Origin of the sequence: Serinicoccus chungangensis (genome assembly GCF_001483745.1) — a bacterium.
In the GTDB taxonomy this organism is placed as follows: Bacteria; Actinomycetota; Actinomycetes; order Actinomycetales; family Dermatophilaceae; genus Ornithinicoccus; species Ornithinicoccus chungangensis_A.
The window spans coordinates 247,634-266,620 of record NZ_LQBL01000031.1; the positions used below are offsets into that span (position 1 = coordinate 247,634).

General features: G+C 73.5%; 21 protein-coding genes. 7 read left to right on the forward strand and 14 right to left on the reverse strand.

Annotated features, from left to right (window positions below; all coding sequences use genetic code 11):
- Nucleotide 1 precedes the first annotated feature (1 nt).
- Nucleotides 2–601, reverse strand: a complete 600-nt coding sequence (locus tag AVL62_RS13960) for a hypothetical protein (protein WP_058892249.1) — start codon at nt 599–601, stop codon at nt 2–4.
- Nucleotides 598–891, reverse strand: coding sequence for a hypothetical protein (locus AVL62_RS13965; protein ID WP_058892250.1), 294 nt, complete (start codon nt 889–891; stop codon nt 598–600). The genes AVL62_RS13960 and AVL62_RS13965 overlap by 4 nt, the downstream gene beginning before the upstream one ends.
- Before the next feature lie 108 nt (nt 892–999).
- Here AVL62_RS13965 and purB point away from each other — a divergent pair, with 108 nt between their 5' ends.
- From purB to AVL62_RS13980, 3 genes are read left to right on the forward strand one after another with little or no spacing between them, the layout of a single operon-like run.
- Nucleotides 1,000–2,451: an adenylosuccinate lyase gene (gene purB / locus AVL62_RS13970; protein WP_058892251.1), complete on the forward strand. Its 1,452-nt coding sequence runs from the start codon at nt 1,000–1,002 to the stop codon at nt 2,449–2,451.
- A complete protein-coding gene (locus AVL62_RS13975; RefSeq protein WP_058892252.1) occupies nt 2,448–2,807 on the forward strand; it encodes a barstar family protein in 360 nt (119 codons plus the stop codon). The genes purB and AVL62_RS13975 overlap by 4 nt, the downstream gene beginning before the upstream one ends.
- Nucleotides 2,804–3,322: a ribonuclease domain-containing protein gene (locus AVL62_RS13980; protein ID WP_058892253.1), complete on the forward strand. Its 519-nt coding sequence runs from the start codon at nt 2,804–2,806 to the stop codon at nt 3,320–3,322. The genes AVL62_RS13975 and AVL62_RS13980 overlap by 4 nt, the downstream gene beginning before the upstream one ends.
- On the opposite strand, the gene AVL62_RS13985 is transcribed toward AVL62_RS13980, so the two are convergent.
- Both AVL62_RS13985 and AVL62_RS13990 read right to left on the reverse strand, forming a co-directional pair.
- Complete coding sequence (locus tag AVL62_RS13985; protein WP_058892254.1) at nt 3,286–3,771, reverse strand: hypothetical protein; 486 nt, start codon at nt 3,769–3,771, stop codon at nt 3,286–3,288. The two genes, AVL62_RS13980 and AVL62_RS13985, sit on opposite strands and share 37 nt — an antisense overlap.
- A gap of 416 nt (nt 3,772–4,187) precedes the next feature.
- The gene (locus tag AVL62_RS13990; protein WP_058892255.1) at nt 4,188–4,751 is read right to left on the reverse strand and encodes a dihydrofolate reductase family protein; all 564 of its coding nucleotides are present in this window, start codon (nt 4,749–4,751) and stop codon (nt 4,188–4,190) included.
- 182 nt (nt 4,752–4,933) lie between these two features.
- On the opposite strand from AVL62_RS13990, the gene AVL62_RS13995 reads away from it, so the two are divergent.
- Entirely contained in the window at nt 4,934–5,821 is an 888-nt protein-coding gene (locus AVL62_RS13995; RefSeq protein ID WP_083518969.1) for an MBL fold metallo-hydrolase, read from the forward strand.
- Here the strand turns inward: AVL62_RS13995 and AVL62_RS14000 are convergent.
- Nucleotides 5,810–6,493, reverse strand: coding sequence for a hypothetical protein (locus tag AVL62_RS14000; RefSeq protein WP_058892256.1), 684 nt, complete (start codon nt 6,491–6,493; stop codon nt 5,810–5,812). The genes AVL62_RS13995 and AVL62_RS14000 overlap by 12 nt on opposite strands.
- A gap of 98 nt (nt 6,494–6,591) precedes the next feature.
- On the opposite strand from AVL62_RS14000, the gene AVL62_RS14005 reads away from it, so the two are divergent.
- The 3 genes from AVL62_RS14005 (at nt 6,592) to AVL62_RS14015 (ending at nt 9,427) form a co-directional block, all read left to right on the forward strand.
- Nucleotides 6,592–6,873 carry a metal-sensitive transcriptional regulator gene (locus tag AVL62_RS14005; RefSeq protein WP_058892257.1) on the forward strand — a complete coding sequence of 94 codons (282 nt, stop codon included), beginning with the start codon at nt 6,592–6,594 and terminating at the stop codon, nt 6,871–6,873.
- 63 nt (nt 6,874–6,936) lie between these two features.
- Nucleotides 6,937–7,176, forward strand: a complete 240-nt coding sequence (locus AVL62_RS14010) for a heavy-metal-associated domain-containing protein (RefSeq protein ID WP_058892258.1) — start codon at nt 6,937–6,939, stop codon at nt 7,174–7,176.
- 31 nt (nt 7,177–7,207) lie between these two features.
- The gene (locus AVL62_RS14015; protein ID WP_058892259.1) at nt 7,208–9,427 is read left to right on the forward strand and encodes a heavy metal translocating P-type ATPase; all 2,220 of its coding nucleotides are present in this window, start codon (nt 7,208–7,210) and stop codon (nt 9,425–9,427) included.
- Here the strand turns inward: AVL62_RS14015 and AVL62_RS14020 are convergent.
- From AVL62_RS14020 to serS, 9 genes are all read right to left on the reverse strand, one after another.
- Nucleotides 9,424–10,782, reverse strand: a complete 1,359-nt coding sequence (locus tag AVL62_RS14020) for a hypothetical protein (RefSeq protein ID WP_058892260.1) — start codon at nt 10,780–10,782, stop codon at nt 9,424–9,426. The two genes, AVL62_RS14015 and AVL62_RS14020, sit on opposite strands and share 4 nt — an antisense overlap.
- Before the next feature lie 129 nt (nt 10,783–10,911).
- Nucleotides 10,912–11,559 carry a VOC family protein gene (locus AVL62_RS14025; RefSeq protein ID WP_058892325.1) on the reverse strand — a complete coding sequence of 216 codons (648 nt, stop codon included), beginning with the start codon at nt 11,557–11,559 and terminating at the stop codon, nt 10,912–10,914.
- A 35-nt stretch (nt 11,560–11,594) separates the two neighbouring features.
- Complete coding sequence (locus tag AVL62_RS14030) at nt 11,595–12,395, reverse strand: TrmH family RNA methyltransferase (protein ID WP_058892261.1); 801 nt, start codon at nt 12,393–12,395, stop codon at nt 11,595–11,597.
- Between the two features lie 2 nt (nt 12,396–12,397).
- Entirely contained in the window at nt 12,398–13,249 is an 852-nt protein-coding gene (locus AVL62_RS14035) for an HAD family hydrolase (RefSeq protein WP_058892262.1), read from the reverse strand.
- Between the two features lie 46 nt (nt 13,250–13,295).
- Entirely contained in the window at nt 13,296–14,477 is a 1,182-nt protein-coding gene (locus tag AVL62_RS14040; RefSeq protein WP_058892263.1) for an ABC transporter permease, read from the reverse strand.
- The gene (locus AVL62_RS14045; RefSeq protein ID WP_058892264.1) at nt 14,474–15,355 is read right to left on the reverse strand and encodes an ABC transporter ATP-binding protein; all 882 of its coding nucleotides are present in this window, start codon (nt 15,353–15,355) and stop codon (nt 14,474–14,476) included. The genes AVL62_RS14040 and AVL62_RS14045 overlap by 4 nt, the downstream gene beginning before the upstream one ends.
- Nucleotides 15,356–15,467: 112 nt before the next feature.
- The gene (locus tag AVL62_RS14050; RefSeq protein ID WP_058892265.1) at nt 15,468–16,166 is read right to left on the reverse strand and encodes a response regulator transcription factor; all 699 of its coding nucleotides are present in this window, start codon (nt 16,164–16,166) and stop codon (nt 15,468–15,470) included.
- Nucleotides 16,163–17,572: a sensor histidine kinase gene (locus AVL62_RS14055; protein WP_058892266.1), complete on the reverse strand. Its 1,410-nt coding sequence runs from the start codon at nt 17,570–17,572 to the stop codon at nt 16,163–16,165. The genes AVL62_RS14050 and AVL62_RS14055 overlap by 4 nt, the downstream gene beginning before the upstream one ends.
- Before the next feature lie 108 nt (nt 17,573–17,680).
- Nucleotides 17,681–18,961 carry a serine--tRNA ligase gene (gene serS / locus AVL62_RS14060; RefSeq protein WP_058892267.1) on the reverse strand — a complete coding sequence of 427 codons (1,281 nt, stop codon included), beginning with the start codon at nt 18,959–18,961 and terminating at the stop codon, nt 17,681–17,683.
- Nucleotides 18,962–18,987 lie beyond the last annotated feature (26 nt).

Genomic DNA, 18,987 nt, shown 5'->3' on the forward strand with positions numbered 1-18,987 from the left:
CTCACGACGCGTCGTCCACCGGGAGCCCGGTGTCCCGCACCAGGTAGAGCCACGGGAAGGCTCGTGCCCCCACCTGCCACCCCTGCGTGAGGTAGCTCGAGGTGGAGCGCGTCCACAGCACCCGGCGGTGCTCCCACCGGGTGGGGGTGCGCACCATCCGGTGCCGGAACATCCCGGCCTCCACGGTGTGCCAGCCGAGCCGGCCGGCGAGCTCCAGCTCGCCGAGCTCGTCGACGGCGGTGACCGGGCCGAGCCACCGCTCGTCCGGGCGCCCCTCGCCCGCGGTGTCGTCCGCGGTGTCGCCCGTGGCGTGGTCGGTGGCCGCGGGCCGACGACCGGCCCCGCCGAACCGCTGCTGGGCACCCTGCCTGCTCAGCCCCAGCTCCCGACCGAGGGTCGCCCAGCTCTGCCCGCCGGCACGGGCGGCGGTCACCGCCTGCTGCAGCAGCTCGCCGCTGACCTCGTGGGCGAGCGCGGCTCGGCGCACCAGGCGGAGATGGTCGTCGCCGTCGAGCGTCTGACCCCCCGGTTCCGGGCCGCCCTCGAGGATGATGTGCCCGATCTGGGCGGCGAGGTCGTCCTCGGGGTGCGGCTGGCTCACCGGGGGTCCCCCCTCTTGGGGGCCGGCCCGTCGTCGGCACCGTCACGGCTGGGCAGCCAGTGCCGGTCGTCCCCGGCCTGCCCCCGGCTGCGGCGGTGCCACATCGAGGCCCCGACCAGGTAGGCGCCGGCGACCATCAACGCCAGCGTGGCGCCCTGGAAGAAGCCGTGCACGAAGCCGGAGTCGACGACGCGGCTCAGGCCGTAGGTGACGAAGCCGACGGCGATCGCGCACAGGCCGGCGGTGAGACGGACCCGGGACATCGCGGTGGCGGCGGAGGGGATGCTCATGCGTCAACCATACGTTGACACAGCGCCCGATGTCAACGTGTCGTTGACAAGCGGTTCCGCGTCGGTCACCCGTTCGGTCTCGTGCCACGCCCCTGCCAAGATGGGCGTATGCCGCTGCCTCCCGCCCGCACGCCGCTCGCCGAGCTCTCTCCCACCATCGCCCTGGGTGCCCTGGACGGGAGGTACCGCGGGGCGGTCGCCCCGCTGGTCGACCACCTCTCGGAGGCCGCGCTCAACCGGGCCCGCCTGCACGTCGAGGTCGAGTGGCTGCTGCACCTGGTGCAGCACGAGGTGGTGGCGGGCGCCCCGGGTCTGTCCGAGCAGGAGCGGTCGGCGCTGCGGGCGCTGGTGGTGGACTTCGACGCCGACGCGATCGACGAACTGCGGGCCATCGAGGCGGAGACGGTGCACGACGTCAAGGCGGTCGAGTACTTCCTGCGCGGCCGGCTGACGGCTCTGCTCGCCGGGTCCGGGGCGGAGGGTGCCGCGCGGGCCGAGGCCCTGGGGCAGCTCATCCACTTCGCCTGCACCAGCGAGGACATCAACAACACGTCCTACGCGCTCATGGTGCAGGGCGCGGTCCAGGAGGTTTGGCTACCGCGGGCGCGGGCCCTGGTCGGCCAGCTCGCCGCGATGGCCCGTGACCTCGCCGAGGTGCCGCTGCTGGCGCACACGCACGGCCAGCCGGCCACCCCCACGACGATGGGCAAGGAGCTGGCGGTGCTGGCGCACCGCCTGAGGCGACAGCTGGGCCGGGTCGAGGGGGCGGCATACCTGGGCAAGCTCAACGGGGCCACCGGCACCTACGGGGCGCACGTCGAGGCGGTGCCGGGAGCGGACTGGCAGCGGCTCAGCAAGGATTTCGTCGAGCACCTGGGGCTGACCTGGAACCCTCTGACCACGCAGATCGAGAGCCACGACTGGCAGGCCGAGCTGTACGCCGACGTCGCGCGGTTCAACCGGATCCTGCACAACCTGGCCACCGACGTGTGGACCTACATCTCGATGGGCTACTTCGCCCAGGTGCGGGGGCAGGGCACCGTCGGCTCCTCGACCATGCCGCACAAGGTCAACCCCATCCGCTTCGAGAACGCCGAGGCCAACCTCGAGGTGAGCAACGCCCTGCTCGACGTGCTCGCCTCGACCCTGGTGACCAGCCGGCTGCAGCGCGACCTCACGGACTCCTCGATGCAGCGCAACGCCGGCACCGCCCTCGGCCACAGCCTGCTGGCGCTGGACAACGTGAGCCGCGGGCTCGCCGGGCTTGACGCCGTGCCGGAGGCGATGGCCGCCGACCTCGACGCGAACTGGGAGGTGCTCGCCGAACCGGTGCAGTCGGTGATGCGGGCGCTCGCCGCGCGCGGGGTCGAGGGGATGAGCAATCCCTACGAGCGGCTCAAGGAGCTGACCCGGGGGCGGCGGATCGGCCAGGCCGAGCTGGTCGAGTTCGTCCGTGGCCTGGGGCTGCCGACGCAGGAGGAGGAGCGGCTGGTCGCGCTCACGCCGGCGACCTACGTCGGTCTGGCGCCGGACCTGGTCGAGCACCTGGGGGAGGCGTGATCCTCCTGCCCGCCGAGCGCCTGGGCGACGCGGAGGCGCACTTCGCCCAGGCGGGGTACGCCCTCACCACCGTCACCACCCCGCCCGCCGGAGGGTTGCGGGAGACCCAGGCGCAGCTGGCGCACGCGCTCCGGCTGCCGGAGCCGGCCTCGACCAACCTGGACGCCATGGCCGACACGCTGCGCGACCTGCGCGACCTGTGGGACGGCCAGGAGGTGGCGCTGCTGTGGCAGGAGGCCGGGGCGTTGGCGGCCCGTGACGGGCGGGCGTGGTGGATCCTGGCGGAGATCCTCGACGACGCCGACGCGCTCGCCGTGGTGGCCTTCGGGGCGGCGCGGACCTCCGGGCAGCCGTGACCCGGTCGCGGGTCGTCTCCGGCGCGGCCCTGGCGCTGCTCGCGGCCCTGCTGGTGTGGCTGGCGCTCGGCCGGGTCGGCGGGGAGGGGGACGCACCGGGAGCCACGGGCGAGCCGTCGGCAGGGACCGGCGAGCCCTCGGCGGGGATGGACGAGCCGGCTGGCGAGGGCGCACCGGCCGGCGGTGCCCGCGGCACGGACACCCGCGCCTGGGACGACGTCGACGCCTGCGCCGACGCGGTGCTGCCGCCCGAGCTCGAGCCGGTGGTCGACGACATCGAGGACGGTGGGCCCTACGCATACCCGGATCGGGACGGGTCCACGTTCAGGAACCAGGAGGGTTTCCTGCCGCAGGAGGAGCGGGGGTACTACCGGGAGTTCACCGTCCAGACCCCTGGCCTCTCGCACCGGGGCGCGAAGCGGGTGGTCACGGGTGGGGACGAGGTCGACCCCGAGGTCTGGTACTACACCGACGACCACTACGAGAGCTTCTGCGAGTTCGCCCCGGCCGGGTGAGGCTGGTGACGCTGACGGGTGGTGGTCACGCTCCGTGTGTCAGCTCCCCCCGTGGGCCGCCGCTCTCGGCTCTCGTCACTCCCCTGCCGAACCAGGGCCCGCCAGGCGACATACGCGAGCGCGCCCGAGGCGGGCGTCCAGATGGCCCGCTCGAGAGCGGAGCGGGACATCGCGTTCGGGACGATGGCCACCGACATCAGCCCGGCCACCGCGGTGAGGACGCCGCGCCGCACCTGTGGCGGTGTCCGCTCGCTGGCGACGGTGACGGCCACACCGGCGTAGACCACCGTGGCCCCGGCGCTCACCCATCTCAGCCGTCGTGGCAGCACCCCCTCGTGCTGGCCGCCGTAGCTCGCCCGGCCCCACGGCGCGCCCAGCGCCAGGGCCAGCTGGAACGCGGCCACCCCACCCAACCCCAGGGCAGTGACCGTCTGGTCTCGTGTCGACATCGCCTCTCCTCTCGGCGTCCCCTCGACAGGCTCCGGCACGTGGCGGTCACCCGGCGGACTCGGGGACCGGGTGTCGCCCACCTCGCCGCGCTCCCGCCGGTCAGACTAGTGCCCCCCGCCCACCGGCCCCGGGCTTCCTGGCCACACCCCAGGGTCGTTCGCCGGAGACGTCACGATGAGTCACCCTCAGAATCAGCGCGCCACTGAGTCACCCCCCGGATCAACGAGCCACTCAGTCGCCTGGAGACGCAGTCCGCCGCTGAGTCGTCCTCCAACTCAGTGCGCCGGTGAGTCACGGGCTACATCAAGGGCGGACTGATTCGCGGGGTCACTCATCGTGACGTCTCCGGCGGGGCACGGGCGGGGGCGCCCCCCAGGCCGGCACGGGCGGGCGGGTGGAGTCTGCGGCCGAGAAGTCAGTCGTGGGCCGTGTACCGGGTCATCAGGACGCCACCGGGGAACGTCCTGGTCTCCACGAGGTCCAGGTGCACCCAGCTGTCCAGGGTCGCGAAGAACGGCGTGCCACCACCCACCAGGACCGGGGTGGTGGCCAGGACGTACTCGTCGACGAGGCCGGCGCGCATCGCGGCGGCGGCGAGGGTGGCGCCCCCGATGTCCATCGGCCCGCCGTCCTCCTCCTTGAGCCGACGGATCTCGCTCATCGCGTCGCCGGTGACCAGCCTGGTGTTCCAGTCGACCGGGCACGTCGTGGAGGAGAAGACGACCTTCGGCATGGCCCGCCAGCGGCGCGCGTACTCGCGGTGCTTCGGAGTGGCGCCGGGCTGCTGGTCCGCGGTCGGCCAGTGGGAGCTCATGTCCTCCCACAACCGGCGCCCGTAGAGCGCAAGCTCCGTCGCACCCACGCGGTCGGACCACCACTGGAACAGCTCGTCGCTCGGCTCGCTCCAGTCGAGGTCACCGTCCGGGCCGGCGACGTAGCCGTCCAGGCTCACATTCATGGCGAAGGTCAGCCTGCGCACGGCGGTCCACCTCTCCTCGAGCCGGTTCTCTAGTGCACCAGACCACGGTGGTCCGCCATTCTCATCGCCGCGACACCGATGAGTGCAGCACACCGACGCGGTCACACCTGACGACCCCGGCCGGCCACCGAAGACCTCGGCGGCACACAGGCCGACGATCGGCGGCGTGCGAAGGAGAACCCATGCTGCAGCGCGTCACGGACGACGTCCTGGTCCACCAGAGCGAGCTGCTCCGCAACAACACCGTGGTGGTGCGCGGACCTTCCGGGGTCCTGCTCGTGGACCCGGGGGTCACCGACACCGAGCTGCGCGAGCTCGCCCAGGACCTCCGTGAGCTCGGCGACCAGGTGACGGCAGGCTTCGCGACCCACCCCGACTGGGACCACGTGCTCTGGCACCCCGACCTCGGTGAGGCACCCCGGTTCGGCACGGCCCGGTGCGCCGAGTCTCTGCGCGAGCTGCGCGCACAGCCGGACTGGCGGACCCGGGTGCGGGAGGGTCTGCCCCCCGAGATCGTCGACGAGGTGCCGCTCGAGCCCTTCGGCCTCGTCACTGGACTGCCCCAGGGCGCCATCGAGCTGCCGTGGGAGGGGCCGGCGGTGAGAGTCCTCGAGCACCCGGCGCACTCCCCCGGCCACGCGGCTCTGCTCGTCGTCGCCAGCCGCGTCCTCGTCGTCGGCGACATGCTGTCCGACGTCTTCGTGCCCATGCTCGACGAGGCCCGCGAGGGCAGCGACCCGGTCGAGGACCACCTCGCCGGGCTGCGGGTGCTGGAGTCCGTCGCGGACGACGTCGACGTCGTCGTCCCGGGGCACGGGTCGGTCGCCCGCGGACCCCAGGTGCGAGCTCGTATCGACCTCGACCGGGCCTACCTGCACGCCCTGCGCGAGGGGCTGGAACCCGACGACCCGCGGATCGGCCCCGACGTGCCCGCGGGCTGGGAGTGGGTCCGCGACATCCACACAGGCCAGGCGCGGGGCGTCGCGCAGCGCCGCGCCGCCGCAGGGTCGGCCGGCGAGGGACCAGCGGCCGGCGAGGGACCGGCGGCCGGGGAGGCGTCAGCCCGGTAGCTGCTCGCGCAGCGTGACGACCTCGAGCGCCACCGCCCCGGGGTCGACGAGGAAGTGCAGGTGGCCGCCGGTCATCGTGCGGCGCGGCCACCCCCGGCTGCGTGCGGCGGCGAGCTCGTCGGCATACGTCGACCCGAAGGCGAGGTATGCCTGTGGCCACGCCGTCCACCCGCTCGGCGGGGCCATCTCGGTGTCGAAGTAGGACAGCGGCAGCCGAGGGCACTCCTCGTCGATCTCCGGGAACCGGTCGGCCGGGACGACCTGGTCGACGACCTCTCGCGGCCACCAGCGGGTCCAGGGCGGCAGCAGGCCGTCGGCGTCGGCGAGCCCGGCGAGGTGCTCGCGGAAGCGTGCCGGGGCCAGCGGCGCCGGGCCGGCCTCCGGCGGCAGGGCTGCGTGCATGAACGCGATGCCGACGCGCTCGCGGCCCGCGGTCGGCGCCGCGGCCCTGACGGCGGGAGCCAGGTACCCCGCGTTGCTGTGGGCCAGCATGGTCGTGCCGGGCTCCACCAACCCGGCCCACTCCCGGACGAGGGCGTGCGGATCGAGCCCCGGGCCGGCCTCCACCGGCGCGATCCCGACCCGGACCCCGGTCTGCTCCAGCGCACGGGCCAGACCGGCATAGGCCGAGGTCGGCAGCAGCGGGCTCGGCAGGAGGAGAATGGTCGCCACGAGGCCGACCCTACGGCGCGTCCAGCCAGGGATCCTCGTGCACATCCCGGGACGGGCCAGGACGAAATACCCTCAGGGGGTATGCTGTTGGCATGGCTGTGAACGGATACACCGGGTCCAAGGAGGACTACCTCAAGCGGCTGCGCCGTATCGAGGGCCAGGTGCGCGGCATCGCCCGCATGGTCGAGGACGACACCTACTGCATCGACGTGCTCACCCAGGTGAGCGCGGCCACCAAGGCGCTGCAGGCGGTGAGCCTCGGCCTGCTCGAGGACCACATCGGCCACTGCGTCGTCGACGCGGCCGCCGAGTCCGAGGAGGCCAAGGACGAGAAGGTCCGCGAGGCCTCCGCGGCTATCGCCCGGCTCGTCCGCAGCTGACCCAGCACCCACTCAGGGGCCGGGCCTAGTGTGCCGGCCGCACCGCATACCGAGGAGAGCACCATGACCGACACCCCGCTGCAGAACCAGACCACCAAGGTGGTCGTCTCCGGCATGACCTGCGAGCACTGCGTAGCCTCCGTCACCGAGGAGCTGCAGGAGATCGAGAACGTCCTGGAGGTCCGCGTCGAGGACCTCGTCAAGGGCGGCGAGACCGACGTCTTCGTCGTCTCCGACGGCCCGCTCGACCTCGGCGCCGCGCGGGCGGCCGTCGAGGAGGCCGGATACACCGCCAGCGCCTGACCCTGCCCCACCCACGCTCCAGGAAGAACCGATGAGCACCACCGAGACCGCCACCCAGCACGTCGACCTCGCCATCAGCGGCATGACGTGCGCCTCCTGCTCGGCCCGCATCGAGCGCAAGCTGGGCAGGCTGGAGGGCGTCGAGGCCAGCGTCAACCTCGCCACCGAGAAGGCGAGCGTCTCCTTCCCGTCCGCCCTGTCGGTGGCCGACATCGTCGCCACCGTCGAGAAGACGGGGTATGGCGCCACCCCCCTGACCGAGAAGACGACCGGCCGGGGTCGCGACGGCGGTCCGGCGATGACGCACGACGTCGTCGACCAGGACTCCCTGCGGCGCCGGACCGTCGTGGCCAGCGCCCTGGCCCTGCTCGTCGCTGTCCTGCACATGGTGCCGCCGGTGCGCGAGGCCCTGGGGGCGGCCGGGCACTGGCTGCAGCTGCTGCTGACCCTCCCGGTCTACCTGTGGGCGGCGTGGCCCTTCCACCGCGCCGCGGCGATCAACGCCCGGCACGGCGCCTCGACGATGGACACCCTGGTCTCCGTCGGGACGACGGCGGCGATGGGCTGGTCGGTCGTCGCGCTGCTCACCGGCTTCACCCACGACCTGTACTTCGAGGTCGTGGCGGTGGTCACCGCCTTCCTGCTCATCGGGCGCACCATCGAGGCGCACGCCAAGGCGCAGGGCCGATCGGCGCTCACCACCCTCATGGAGCTGGGCGCCAAGGACGTGGCGGTGCTGCGCCAGGACGCCGGCCGGGGCGGCGCCATGGCCACCACCGAGCACCGGGTGCCCGTCGAGGAGCTCGTCGTGGGTGACCGCTTCGTCGTCCGGCCGGGCGAGAAGGTCGCCACCGACGGGGTCATCCTCTCCGGTCGCTCGACCATCGACGCCTCCATGGTGACCGGGGAGTCCATGCCGGTCGAGGTCGGACCGGAGGACCAGGTCACCGGCGCCACGGTCAACGGCCACGGCCGGCTCATCGTCCGCGCCAGCAGGGTCGGCGCCGAGACGACGCTGGCGCGGATCACCGAGCTGGTGGAGCAGGCCCAGACCGGCAAGGCCCCTGTGCAGCGGCTGGCCGACCGCATCTCCGCGGTCTTCGTGCCGGCCGTCCTCGTCATCGCCGGGCTCACCCTGGTGCTGTGGCTCGTGACCGGCAACCCCTTCACCGAGGGCCTGGCCGCCGCGGTCGCGGTGCTCATCATCGCCTGCCCCTGCGCCCTCGGGCTGGCCACGCCGACCGCGCTGCTCACCGGCACCGGCCGCGGCGCCCAGCTCGGCATCCTCATCAAGGGCCCGCAGATCCTCGAGTCGACCCGGGCCGTCGACACCGTCGTGCTCGACAAGACCGGGACGCTCACCACCGGTCACCCGGTGCTCACCGACGTCGTCACCGCGGGGTCGCTGCCCGCGGACGCCGCGCTCAAGGCGGCCGCCAGCGTCGAGGTCGGCAGCGAGCACCCGGTGGCGAGGGCCGTCGTGGCCGGGGCCCGCGAGCGCGGCGTGCGTCTCGCCGACACCCAGGACTTCGTCACCCTCCCCGGCGAGGGCGCCCGCGCCGCCGTCAACGGCATGGTCGTCACGGTCGGGCGCCCCAGCCTCTTCGACGTCGTCCCGGAGGTGCTGCACGAGGCGCTGGCCCGCGCCGAGGGCACGATCGTCCTCGTCGGCTGGGAGGGCACCGCGCGGGCCGCGATCACCGTCGCGGACACCCCGCGGGAGACCAGCGCCGCCGCCGTGGAGCGGCTGCGCGGGCTGGGCCTCACGCCCTACCTGCTGACCGGCGACAACGCGCGCACCGCCGCGGCCGTCGCGCAGCAGGTGGGCATCGACCCGACCCACGTCACCGCCGACGTGCTGCCCCAGCACAAGTTCGACCACGTGCGCGCGCTGCAGGAGCAGGGCCGGGTGGTGGCCATGGTCGGCGACGGCGTCAACGACGCGGCCGCCCTCGCCCAGGCGGACCTCGGCATGGCGATGGGCTCGGGGACCGACGTCGCCGCCGAGTCCGCGGACATCGTCCTCATGCGTGCTGACGTCGAGACCGTGGCCGACGCCATCGGGCTGTCCCGGCGGACGCTGCAGGTCATCAAGCAGAACCTGGTGTGGGCCTTCGGCTACAACACCCTCGCCATCCCGCTGGCCGCCCTCGGCCTGCTGACGCCGGTCATCGCCGGTGGGGCGATGGCGCTCAGCTCGGTGCTCGTCGTGCTCAACAGCCTGCGGCTGCGCGGCTACGGACGGGCCTAGCGCGACCCGGTCGTGGTGGGCACCCAGCCGGGCGGGGCGCCGTCGCCGACGTCCCACCGCTCGTCGATCGACCAGGTCTGGCCGTCGGTCGTCAGCGTCGCCCAGGTGTCCCGCTCGTCGGGGTCGGCCGTGGGTCCCAGGCGCAGCCCGACCAGCGCGCCCTCGGTGGTCTCCTCGACGACCTCCACGCACGGGAACTCGCCGGTCGGCTCGTCCTCGCACAGGTCCAGGTACGCGCCGGCGGGCAGCTCCGCCTCCCAGAGCAGCCAGGCCGCCTCCCAGGCGTCGTAGGCGATCACCCCGTCCTCGTCGCCGCCCGGGGTGGACCCGTCGGACCCCTGGCCCCCGGGGTCGTCCCCGACCCACACCTCGTCGCCGAACGGCCCCGAGCCCTCACCGAACCCCTCCTCCAGCCCCGCACCCTCCGGACCCACCGCTGGCGGAGCCGGCACCACCGTGCCGTCCTGCGGTGGCGGCTCGGAGCCGGCGACCGGTGCGCCGGCACCGGCGGCCTCGGCGTCCGCGTCGCGGGTGTCGACGGTCACCAGCGGCTCCCCGGACGCGTGCAGGTCGCCCCAGTAGCGGTCGAAGAGTTCCAGACCGGTGTCGCTCGGCGCTGCCCCCTGGTGCTCGGCGACCCACTCGATCGAGGCCAGCACGTCGTCCAGCGCGGCGTCGTCGGGGTCGGCGTCGCGCAGGGTGAGCACGGCGGCGCCGTCCCCGGAGATCTGCAGCACGGGGTCCCCGGCGAGGAAGGACTCCGGCCCCTGGGAGGCGAAGCAGTAGATGGCCGTCAGCCGGGTGCCGGGCTCCAGCCACGTCGGGTCACCGTGCACACCGGTGGGAGCGGTCCAGCCGTACCCGCACTCGCTGAGGCTGCCCGACCCCTGCCCGGACGTCGTGAACACGTCGACGTCGAGCTCGTCGAAGCCGCGGCTGCTGGTCAGATCGAGCGCCCGGTCGCCCACGACCTCGAGGTCGAACACCGCGGCCACCCCCAGGAACTCCGGGTTGGCCTCGTTGCCGGTCAGCTGGCGCACCGTGCGGCCGCCCCGGTAGGTGATGCGGAGGTGGTCGGAGACGAAGGTGGTCCCCGCTCCCGCGAGGGCCGTCGGGTCGCCCGGGCACCCCGGCGCCTCGCCCGTCGTGCAGCGCTCCTCGAGGGACAACGGGTACTCACCGCCGGCGGCCACGTCCAGGTCCGCCACGTCGGCGGCCGGTGCGGCGTCGCCGGAGTGGACGACGACGACATTCTCGTCGGCCACGTCCTCACCACCCTGCCCGCAGGCCCCCAGGACGAGGAGCGGCACCAGCGCGACCGCTCCCCCGCGGCGCGACGACAGCTTCGGACGCACGGTGCTCTCCTCCACGACGGGGGCGTTGCGCGCACACGTTAGCGGCGTTCTTGACCGCCTGACAAGGATCTCTTGACGATTCCTTGACCCAGTCGCGAGGGTCGGGAGCCGGCGGCCGGCCGCAGGACCTCAGATGGTGGAAGGCCCCTGGGGCGTCTCGAAGGAGACCTCGACCAGGCACGGGCAGTCGTCGTCCTCGAGGAAGCCGAACTCGATCTCGCTCTCGAACGAGCCCTCGGGCTCGCCGGTCAGGCCCAACCACTCGCGCACCTCGGGGAAGTCCCCGCCGATGGTGAGCCCGGTCAGCCGGGTCGCCGACGCCGCCAGCCGGGAGGGGTGGTGCTCCACGTCGGACTCCCAGCGCACGAAGAACGGGCGGTTGCCGTGGTCGATGACATTCTTGACGCCGATCTGCCGCCACCGCAGCTGCACGCCCTCGGGGGTGTGCCGGTGCCCCTCGACCGAGGGCCGCCCCAGGCGCTCCTCGACCGGGGCGAGGTCGTCGACGGCGACGACCCAGGCCATCCAGCCCCCGCCGGCGGCGGAACGGGCGCGGACGGCCTGGCCGAACGGCGCCTTGTCCGAGGCCGGGTGGTCGAGCACCTCGACGACCTCGACGTAGCGCTCGTCGGCGAGCGGGAGGATGACGTTGCGGGTGCCGAAGCGCGGGTGCACCCCACCGTCGTGCGGAGTGACCTCGAGCTGCGCCGCCAGGCGCTGCGCCGTGGCCTGGAGCCCTTCCGGGCCGGCCGCATAACTCACGTGGTCGATACGCATGGCGCTCATCGTGACACACCCGTGTTTCGGGGAGGTCATCGACCTCGACCCCGTTGCCGGACCGCCTCGTAGACGATGATCGCGGCCGAGGTCGCGACGTTGAGGGAGTTGACGCGACCGGCCATGGGGATGCGCACCCGGTGCGTGGCCCGCCCGAGGACCAGGTCGGTGAGGCCGGTCTTCTCGGTGCCGACCGCGATCGCGACGGGTCCGCGGTAGTCCACGGAGGTGTGCAGCGCATCGGTGTCGGGGGTGGCCGCGACCAGAGGTATGCCGTGCCCGTCCAGCCAGTCCAGGGTCGCCTCCGTGCCTTCCGCGGCGACGGGCACGGAGAAGACGGTGCCCTTGGAGGCCCGGACCGTGTTGGGGTTGCCCCAGTCGGTCACCGGGTCGGCCGCGACCACCGCGTCCACCCCGGCGGCCTCGGCGGTGCGCAGCACGGCCCCCAGGTTGCCCGGCTTCTCCACCCCCTCGCAGACGAGCACGAGCGCGTCCGGCGGCAGGGTGAGCTCTGCGGGCCGGCGCCGCGTGGTCGGCACGACCGCGAGCACCCCGTCCGGGCCCTCGCGGTAGGCCGCCTTCTCGAAGGCCGCGCGGGAGGCCTGCACCGTCTCCACGGCCAGCTCGTCGGCCCGGGCCAGCACCTCGTCGAGCACGCCGTCGGCCATGAGCTCGGGACAGACCAGCACCAGCTCGGGGACGACCCCGGCCTCCAGGGCCAGGCTGAGCTCCTCGTGCCCCTCCACGACCGTGCGGCGCTCCGCCTCGCGGGTCCGTCGCCGCCGCAGGCCCACGACGGCCTTGATCCGCGGGTTGGCAGGCGAGGTGATGAGCACGCTCAGACCAGCTCGGCGAGGACCTCGTCGAGGGCGTCGGCCAGACCGTCCTCCTCTACCGCACCGGTGGTGCGGTCCGCGACCCGGAGCACCTCGTCGGGAGCCTGACCCATGGCATACCCCACGGCGGCCCAGTGCAGCATCTCCAGGTCGTTGCGCTGGTCGCCGACCGCTACCGTGCGGTGCGGCTGCACGCCGAGCCGGCGGCGCACGAGCTCCAGCGCGGACGCCTTGGACACGCCCTCGGGCGCGAGGTCGAGCCAGGCGCTGTAGCCCACGGCGTAGGACACCCCGTGCAGACCGATGCGTTCCACCAGCGCGGTGAAGTCGGCCGAGCTGAGCGTGGGCTCGCGGAAGGTCACCCGGGTCGCGGGCCGGGCGGCGAGCTCCTCGACGGGCACCACCCGCTCCTCGCCCCACAGCTCACCGGGCGGGAAGGGAGTGCTCACCTTGAAGCCCACCCCGATCTCCTCCACCGCGACCAGCGCGGAGGGCAGGTGGGTGTGCACGAGGGCGATGGCCGGGGCGGGGTCGAAGGTCACCATGTCGACGAGCTCGTAGCCCTCGTCCATCTGCGGCGCCGCGCTGATCGTCACCGCCCCGTTGGAGCAGACGGCAGGACGCCCCGCCGTGCTGAGCCCCAGCTGGTCCATGACCGGCAGGGTCGAGAGCACCGATCGTCCGGTGGCGATCATCACGGTGACGTGCGGCAGGGCCGCCAGGGCCTGGACCGTCTCGCGCACCCGCGGGGCGAGGTAGCCGTCGTGGTGGACGATGGTGCCGTCGACGTCCAGCGCCACGAGCAGCGGGGACGCGGTGGCGGAGGCGGGGTCGAACTGCTCGGGGTCGCTCACCCGGCCAGCCTAGCCACCCGCCCCCGCCGTCCCCGGCGGAGCCTGGTCAGTCCTTCGACAGCGACATGGCCCGGCGCCAGGACAGGCTGCCGGAGGTGTGCAGCAGCGCCCGCTCGTAGAGGCGCGAGCCCAGGGTGATGGTCAGGGCGCAGAAGACGAGGGCGAGCGCCAGCGCCACCACCGGCTCCCAGATCGCCGTGTCCCCCTCGATGATCCGGACCGGCATGACGAAGGTGGACGCCACCGGGACGAAGGAGAAGACCTGCTGCCACATCCCCTCGAGGTAGAGCCCGATGATGAAGAGCACCACGAGCACCATCGTCAGCGGCATCGTCGTCTGCTGCAGGTCCTCGGTCCGCGAGGCCAACGCACCGGCGGCCGCCCAGACGCAGGCCAGGGCGAGGAAGCCCACGAGGAAGAACGGCAGGTACCACAGGATCGCCTGGGTGAGGCCGGGCAGGGCCACGTCGAGGTCCACGACGGTGAGGCCGACGAGGCTGACCGCCGCGATGAGGGCCAGCTGGCCGAAGGCCAGCACCGTGTTGCCCAGCACCTTGCCCATGAGCAGCTGGCGGGTGGGGATCTTGGCGGCGAGGATCTCGATGATGCGCGACTGCTTCTCCTCGACCACGCTGTTGGCGATCTGCATCCCGAACATCAGGGCGGCGAAGTAGAAGAGCATCGCGAACGCGAAGCCCAGCACGAAGGCCAGCGGCCCGGTCATGGTGCCGTCGTCGGCCGCCAGGTCGACCTGGGCGAGCTCGCTCCCGGCCGTCAGGTCGGCGACGGTCGTCCCCGCCGCCTCGGCGTTGGCCGCCATGGCGGAGGCGCTGACCGCCTCGCTGAGCGCACCGTCCAGGCTCGTGGGGGCCCCGCCGTCGTGCAGGAGCTCCCAGGCGCCCGGCCCGCCCACCAGGGCGGCGTCCACGTCGCCGTCCAGGACGGCGGTCTCGGCCGCCGCCCGGTCGGCCACGTCGACCGGCGTGATCGCGGACTCCTCGTCCGCGGCCTGCAACGACTCCTCGGCCTGGTCGACGACCCCGGTGGCCGCCTCGTCGGTCACCGCGACGTCGTAGGACGTCGTGCCCCCGCCGATGAGGGCGGGGAGGAACATGGCCCCGAGCAGCAGCACGAGGGTCAGCGCCGTGCCCACGAGGAAGTTCTTGTCGGTCAGCTTGACCTGGATCTCGCGCGCGGCGACCAGGGTCCAGGGGGCTCGGGCGCTCATGCGGCCACCTCTCGGTAGATCTCGGACAGGGTCGGCCGGATGCGGGAGAACTCCCGCACCCCGCCGCGGGCGACGGCGTCGGCGAGCAGCCGCTCCGCCGTCGCCTCGTCCTCGGGCTGGATGAGCGCGCTCGGCCCGTCCAGGTCGATGACCTGGACGCCGGCGGCCCCGCGCACCCAGCCGGTGTCCCCGGTGGTCACCAGCCGGTAGCGCAGCGGGGCGCTGGCCCGCAGGTCCTCGGAGGTGCCGTGGGCGACGACCCGGCCCGCGTGCAGGACCACGATGGAGTCGCAGAGCCGGTCGACGAGGTCGAGCTGGTGGGAGGAGAAGAGGACGGGGGTGCCGTTCGCCGTGTGCTCGCGCAGCAGCGCGCTCATCTGGTCCACGGCCGCGGGGTCCAGGCCGCTGAACGGCTCGTCGAGCACGAGCATCTTGGGGTCGCCGAGCACCGAGGCGATGATCTGGGCCCGCTGCTGGTTGCCCAGCGAGAGGGTCTCGACCTTGCTGGTGAGCCGTTCCCCGAGCCCGAAGCGGGTGAGTAGCTCCTCGGAGCGCTGCCGGGCGTCGGCCTGCGGCATGCCGTGCAGCTGCCCGAGGTAGGTGAGCTGGGCCAGGACCGGCTGCTTGGGGTAGAGCCCCCGCTCCTCGGGCATGTAGCCGAAGCGCACCCGGTCAGCCCGGGTGACCGGCTCGCCGTCCCACCGGACCTCGCCGGCGGTCGGCGCCAGGACGCCCATGATCATCCGCATGGTCGTGGTCTTGCCGGCCCCGTTGCCGCCGACGAAGCCCACCATCCGCCCGTCCGGGACGGTGAAGCTCACCTCGTCGACGGCGCGGTGCTCGCCGTAGCTCCGACTCAGTCCGTGCAGCTCGAGCACGTGTGTCCCCTCTCGTCTCCCGCGACCCGGCGGGACGCGGCTGGTATGCCGTCACGCTAGTGCGGGCGGGGGTGGCGGGGCATCGGTCGCGCCGCCGATCCTGGGCTCCCCCTCAGGACGGAGACGACGACGTGCCCGGTCGGACCAGGCCGGCCTCGTAGGCGGCGATGACGGCCTGGACCCGGTCCCGGACGAGCAGCTTGGCCAGGACGTTCGAGACGTGGGTCTTCACGGTGGCCTCGCTGACGAAGGCCTCGGAGGCGATCTCGGCGTTGGACAGCCCCCGCGCCATCATCCGCAGCACCTCGCGCTCGCGCTCGGTGAGCTGGGGCAGCGCGGTCTCCGGGTCGGCCGCGGGTCCTGCACCGGCGGCGGCCGGGCCTCCCGCCATCCGGTCGATGACCCGCATCGTGACCTCCGGGGCGAGCAGCGCGTGCCCCTCGGCGGCGGCACGGACGGCGTCGACGAGGTCGTCCGCCTCGGCGTTCTTGAGCAGGAAGCCGCTCGCGCCCGCCTCGAGGGCGTCGAAGAGGTAGTCGTCGCGGTCGAAGGTGGTGAGGATGACCACCTTGACGTGCGGGTGCTCGGTGACGATGCGCCGCGTGGCCTCGATGCCGTCGAGCACCGGCATCTGGACGTCCATGAGGACGACGTCCGGGCGGTGCGCCGCGACCGCGGCCAGCGCCTCCCGACCGTCGGCGGCCTGGCCGACCACCTCGACGTCCGGCTCGGTCGACAGGATCATCGAGAAGCCCTGCAGCAGCAGCGGTTGGTCGTCGACGAGCAGCACCCGCAGCGGGGACGTGGTCACGAGAGGGCCCTCCTCGGGGTGGCGGGGGTGGTCACCCGGTGCCCGTCCAGCGGCAGCCAGACCCGCACCCGCCAGCCCGGCCCCCCGGTGCGCGGACCGGCCTCCACCCCGCCGCCGAGGTAGTCGGCACGCTCGCGCATGCCCTGCAGCCCCAGGCCGGTGCCGGAGGTGCCGACCCGGGGGGAGCCGTCGTCGACGACCTCGACCTCGACCGTGCCCGCGTCCTCGTCGACCCGGACGGTGGCGCGGGCGTGCCGGGCGGTGGAGTGGCGGCGGACGTTGGCCAGGGCCTCCTGCACGATCCGGTAGGCGGACAGCTGCAGCGGCGGGGGCACCCGGCCGGCCGCCCCCGGTGCGGACTCGACCACCTGCCCGGTGACCTCGCACACCGGCGTCGTCGCCTGCTCGATGAGCTGCGGCAGCGTCGCCAGCGTGGGCTGCGGTGCCCGGTCGGTGGAGTCCGGCACGGGCCGGTCGTCCTCGTGGCTGTCCTGGTGGGCGCCCGCGGAGCGGCCGTCGGCGACGCGCAGCGTCCCCAGGAGGTCACGCATCTGCGCCACGCCGTCGCGGGCCGCCCGCTCGATCGCGGTGAGCGAGTCGCGCGCGGCCTGCGGGTCGCGCTCCATCACCCGTCGGGCCGCCGCCGCCTGCACCCCCATGACGGACACGTGGTGGGCGACGACGTCGTGCAGCTCCCGCGCGATGCGCAGCCGCTCCGCCACGACCGCCTGGTCGGTGAGCCGCTCGGTCTGCGCGCGGATCGTGTCCGCCTGCGCCTCCACCTGCGCGTTGCGCATGGCCCCCCGCCACGCCACCTGGCCCAGGCCGATGGCGAACCCGAAGAAGATGGCGTTGCCGAGGATCGAGAAGAGCACCACGGCGAGCACGGTCGGCACCGGCCCCACCTGCTCGACCTCCGACTCCCCCAGGTTGCGGCGGATGTCCTCGAGGCCCGATCCGAGGGCATACGTCCAGGCGAAGAGCAGCACCATGAGCACGAGCACGACGGCCACCGCACCCGCGAGCGCCCGTCGGTTCCTCGCCCAGGCCATGCCGGAGAAGATGAGCAGGAAGTAGGCCATCTGCGTCGTCAGCTGCGACATCGTCATGGGCATGACGAGCGACATGAGGATCATGTGGGCGCTCGCGGCCAGCGTGACGAAGACCGGCAGCCGTCGCCGCACGACGACGAGGGCGCAGAGCGAGACGATCCCGGCGTACTGCCACACGGGTCCGTAGCTCTCGTCCTGCAGGAGCCCGAGCGAGCGGGTCAGCTCCTGCGACACGGTGATCGTCACCAGCGCCACCAGGGCCCACCGCAGGTCCGCCCGCAGCTCGCCGGCTCCGGGGGCAGGGCGCTCCCAGACCTCGTCGACCCCGAACCAGCCCTCGACCGCCCGGATCACGGCAGGGCCCGCCCACGCTCTCGTCTCACCACGGGACCAGCCTAGGCAGACCCGGCGGGGGCGTGCCTCCGCCGCACGGGGGAGATCACGACCGGCCGTCGCGGTGGCTCATCCCCGCGGGGTGAGCGACGGCATACCCCCGAGGAAGGGGCGCAGGGCCTCCGGCACGCGGACGCTGCCGTCGGCCTGCTGGTGGTTCTCCAGGAGGGCCACGATCGGGCGGGTGCTCGTGGCGACCGTGCCGTTGAGGGTCGCCACCGCCCGGGTGCCCGAGCCGTGCGGGTCGCGCTCGCGGGTGCCCAGACGACGCGCCTGGAAGGTCGTGCAGTTGGAGGTGGAGGTGAGCTCGCGGTACCTCTCCTGCGTCGGCACCCACGCCTCGCAGTCGAACTTGCGCGCCGCCGGGCCGCCCAGGTCGCCGGCCGCGACGTCGATGATGCGGTAGGGCAGCTCCAGGGCGTCGAGCAGGCGGCGCTCGATCCGCAGGAGGTTCTGGTGCTCGGCCTCGGCGTCCTCGACGCGGCAGTAGACGAACATCTCGGTCTTGGTGAACTGGTGCACCCGGAAGATGCCCTTGGTGTCCTTGCCGTAGGACCCGGCCTCGCGGCGGTAGCAGGTGGAGGTCGCGACGTACCGCAACGGGCCCTCGCCGAGGTCGAGGATCTCGTCGGCGTGCAGCCCGGCGAGCGCGACCTCGGAGGTGCCGGTGAGGTAGAGGTCGTCGGCCTCCAGGCGGTAGACCTCGTCGGCGTGGGCGTCGAGGAAGCCGGCGCCGGCCATGGTCTCGGGGCGGACGAGGTTGGGGACGATCGCCGGGACGAAGCCCTCCTCCTGCGCGATCTGCTGGGCCAGGCCCATGAGCGCCTGCTCGAGCCGGGCGCCGTCGCCGAGCAGGTAGTAGAAGCGGGCCCCGGCGACCTTGGCGCCGCGGGCCATGTCGATGGCGCCGAGCCCCTCCCCGATCGCGAGGTGGTCGCGCGGCTCGAAGCCCTCGGCCGCGAAGTCGCGGGGGGTGCCGACCTCCTCGAGGGTGACGAAGTCGTCCTCGCCGCCGACCGGCACGCCGTCCATGACGACGTTGCCGATCCGGCGCATCGCCGCGTCGCGGGCGTCCGCCGCCTCACCGGCCTGCGCGTCCAGGGTCTTGACGCGGGCGGCCAGCTCCTTGACCTCCGCGAGCAGGGCCTGCTTCTCCTCGCCCTGCGCCTGGGCGACCCTCTTGCCGAACGCCTTCTGCTCGGCCCGCGCGGCCTCGAACTGCGCGAGCGCGCCGCGGTGCGCCTCGTCCGCGGCGAGCACCTGGTCGACGACGGACGGGTCCTCACCACGGGCCTGCTGGCTGGTGCGGACGCGGTCGGGGTCGGAGCGCAGGTCGCGGAGGTCGATCATGCGGCCAGCCTACTGGCGAGTCTGTA

What these genes read in the sequence shown, in the direction of transcription:
- AVL62_RS13965 (WP_058892250.1), bottom strand. Translation starts at nt 891, where the DNA reads ATGAGCATCCCCTCCGCCGCCACCGCGATGTCCCGGGTCCGTCTCACC.
- purB (WP_058892251.1), top strand. Translation starts at nt 1,000, where the DNA reads ATGCCGCTGCCTCCCGCCCGCACGCCGCTCGCCGAGCTCTCTCCCACC.
- AVL62_RS13985 (WP_058892254.1), bottom strand. Translation starts at nt 3,771, where the DNA reads ATGTCGACACGAGACCAGACGGTCACTGCCCTGGGGTTGGGTGGGGTG.
- AVL62_RS13995 (WP_083518969.1), top strand. Translation starts at nt 4,934, where the DNA reads ATGCTGCAGCGCGTCACGGACGACGTCCTGGTCCACCAGAGCGAGCTG.
- AVL62_RS14010 (WP_058892258.1), top strand. Translation starts at nt 6,937, where the DNA reads ATGACCGACACCCCGCTGCAGAACCAGACCACCAAGGTGGTCGTCTCC.
- AVL62_RS14015 (WP_058892259.1), top strand. Translation starts at nt 7,208, where the DNA reads ATGAGCACCACCGAGACCGCCACCCAGCACGTCGACCTCGCCATCAGC.
- AVL62_RS14025 (WP_058892325.1), bottom strand. Translation starts at nt 11,559, where the DNA reads ATGCGTATCGACCACGTGAGTTATGCGGCCGGCCCGGAAGGGCTCCAG.
- AVL62_RS14040 (WP_058892263.1), bottom strand. Translation starts at nt 14,477, where the DNA reads ATGAGCGCCCGAGCCCCCTGGACCCTGGTCGCCGCGCGCGAGATCCAG.
- serS (WP_058892267.1), bottom strand. Translation starts at nt 18,961, where the DNA reads ATGATCGACCTCCGCGACCTGCGCTCCGACCCCGACCGCGTCCGCACC.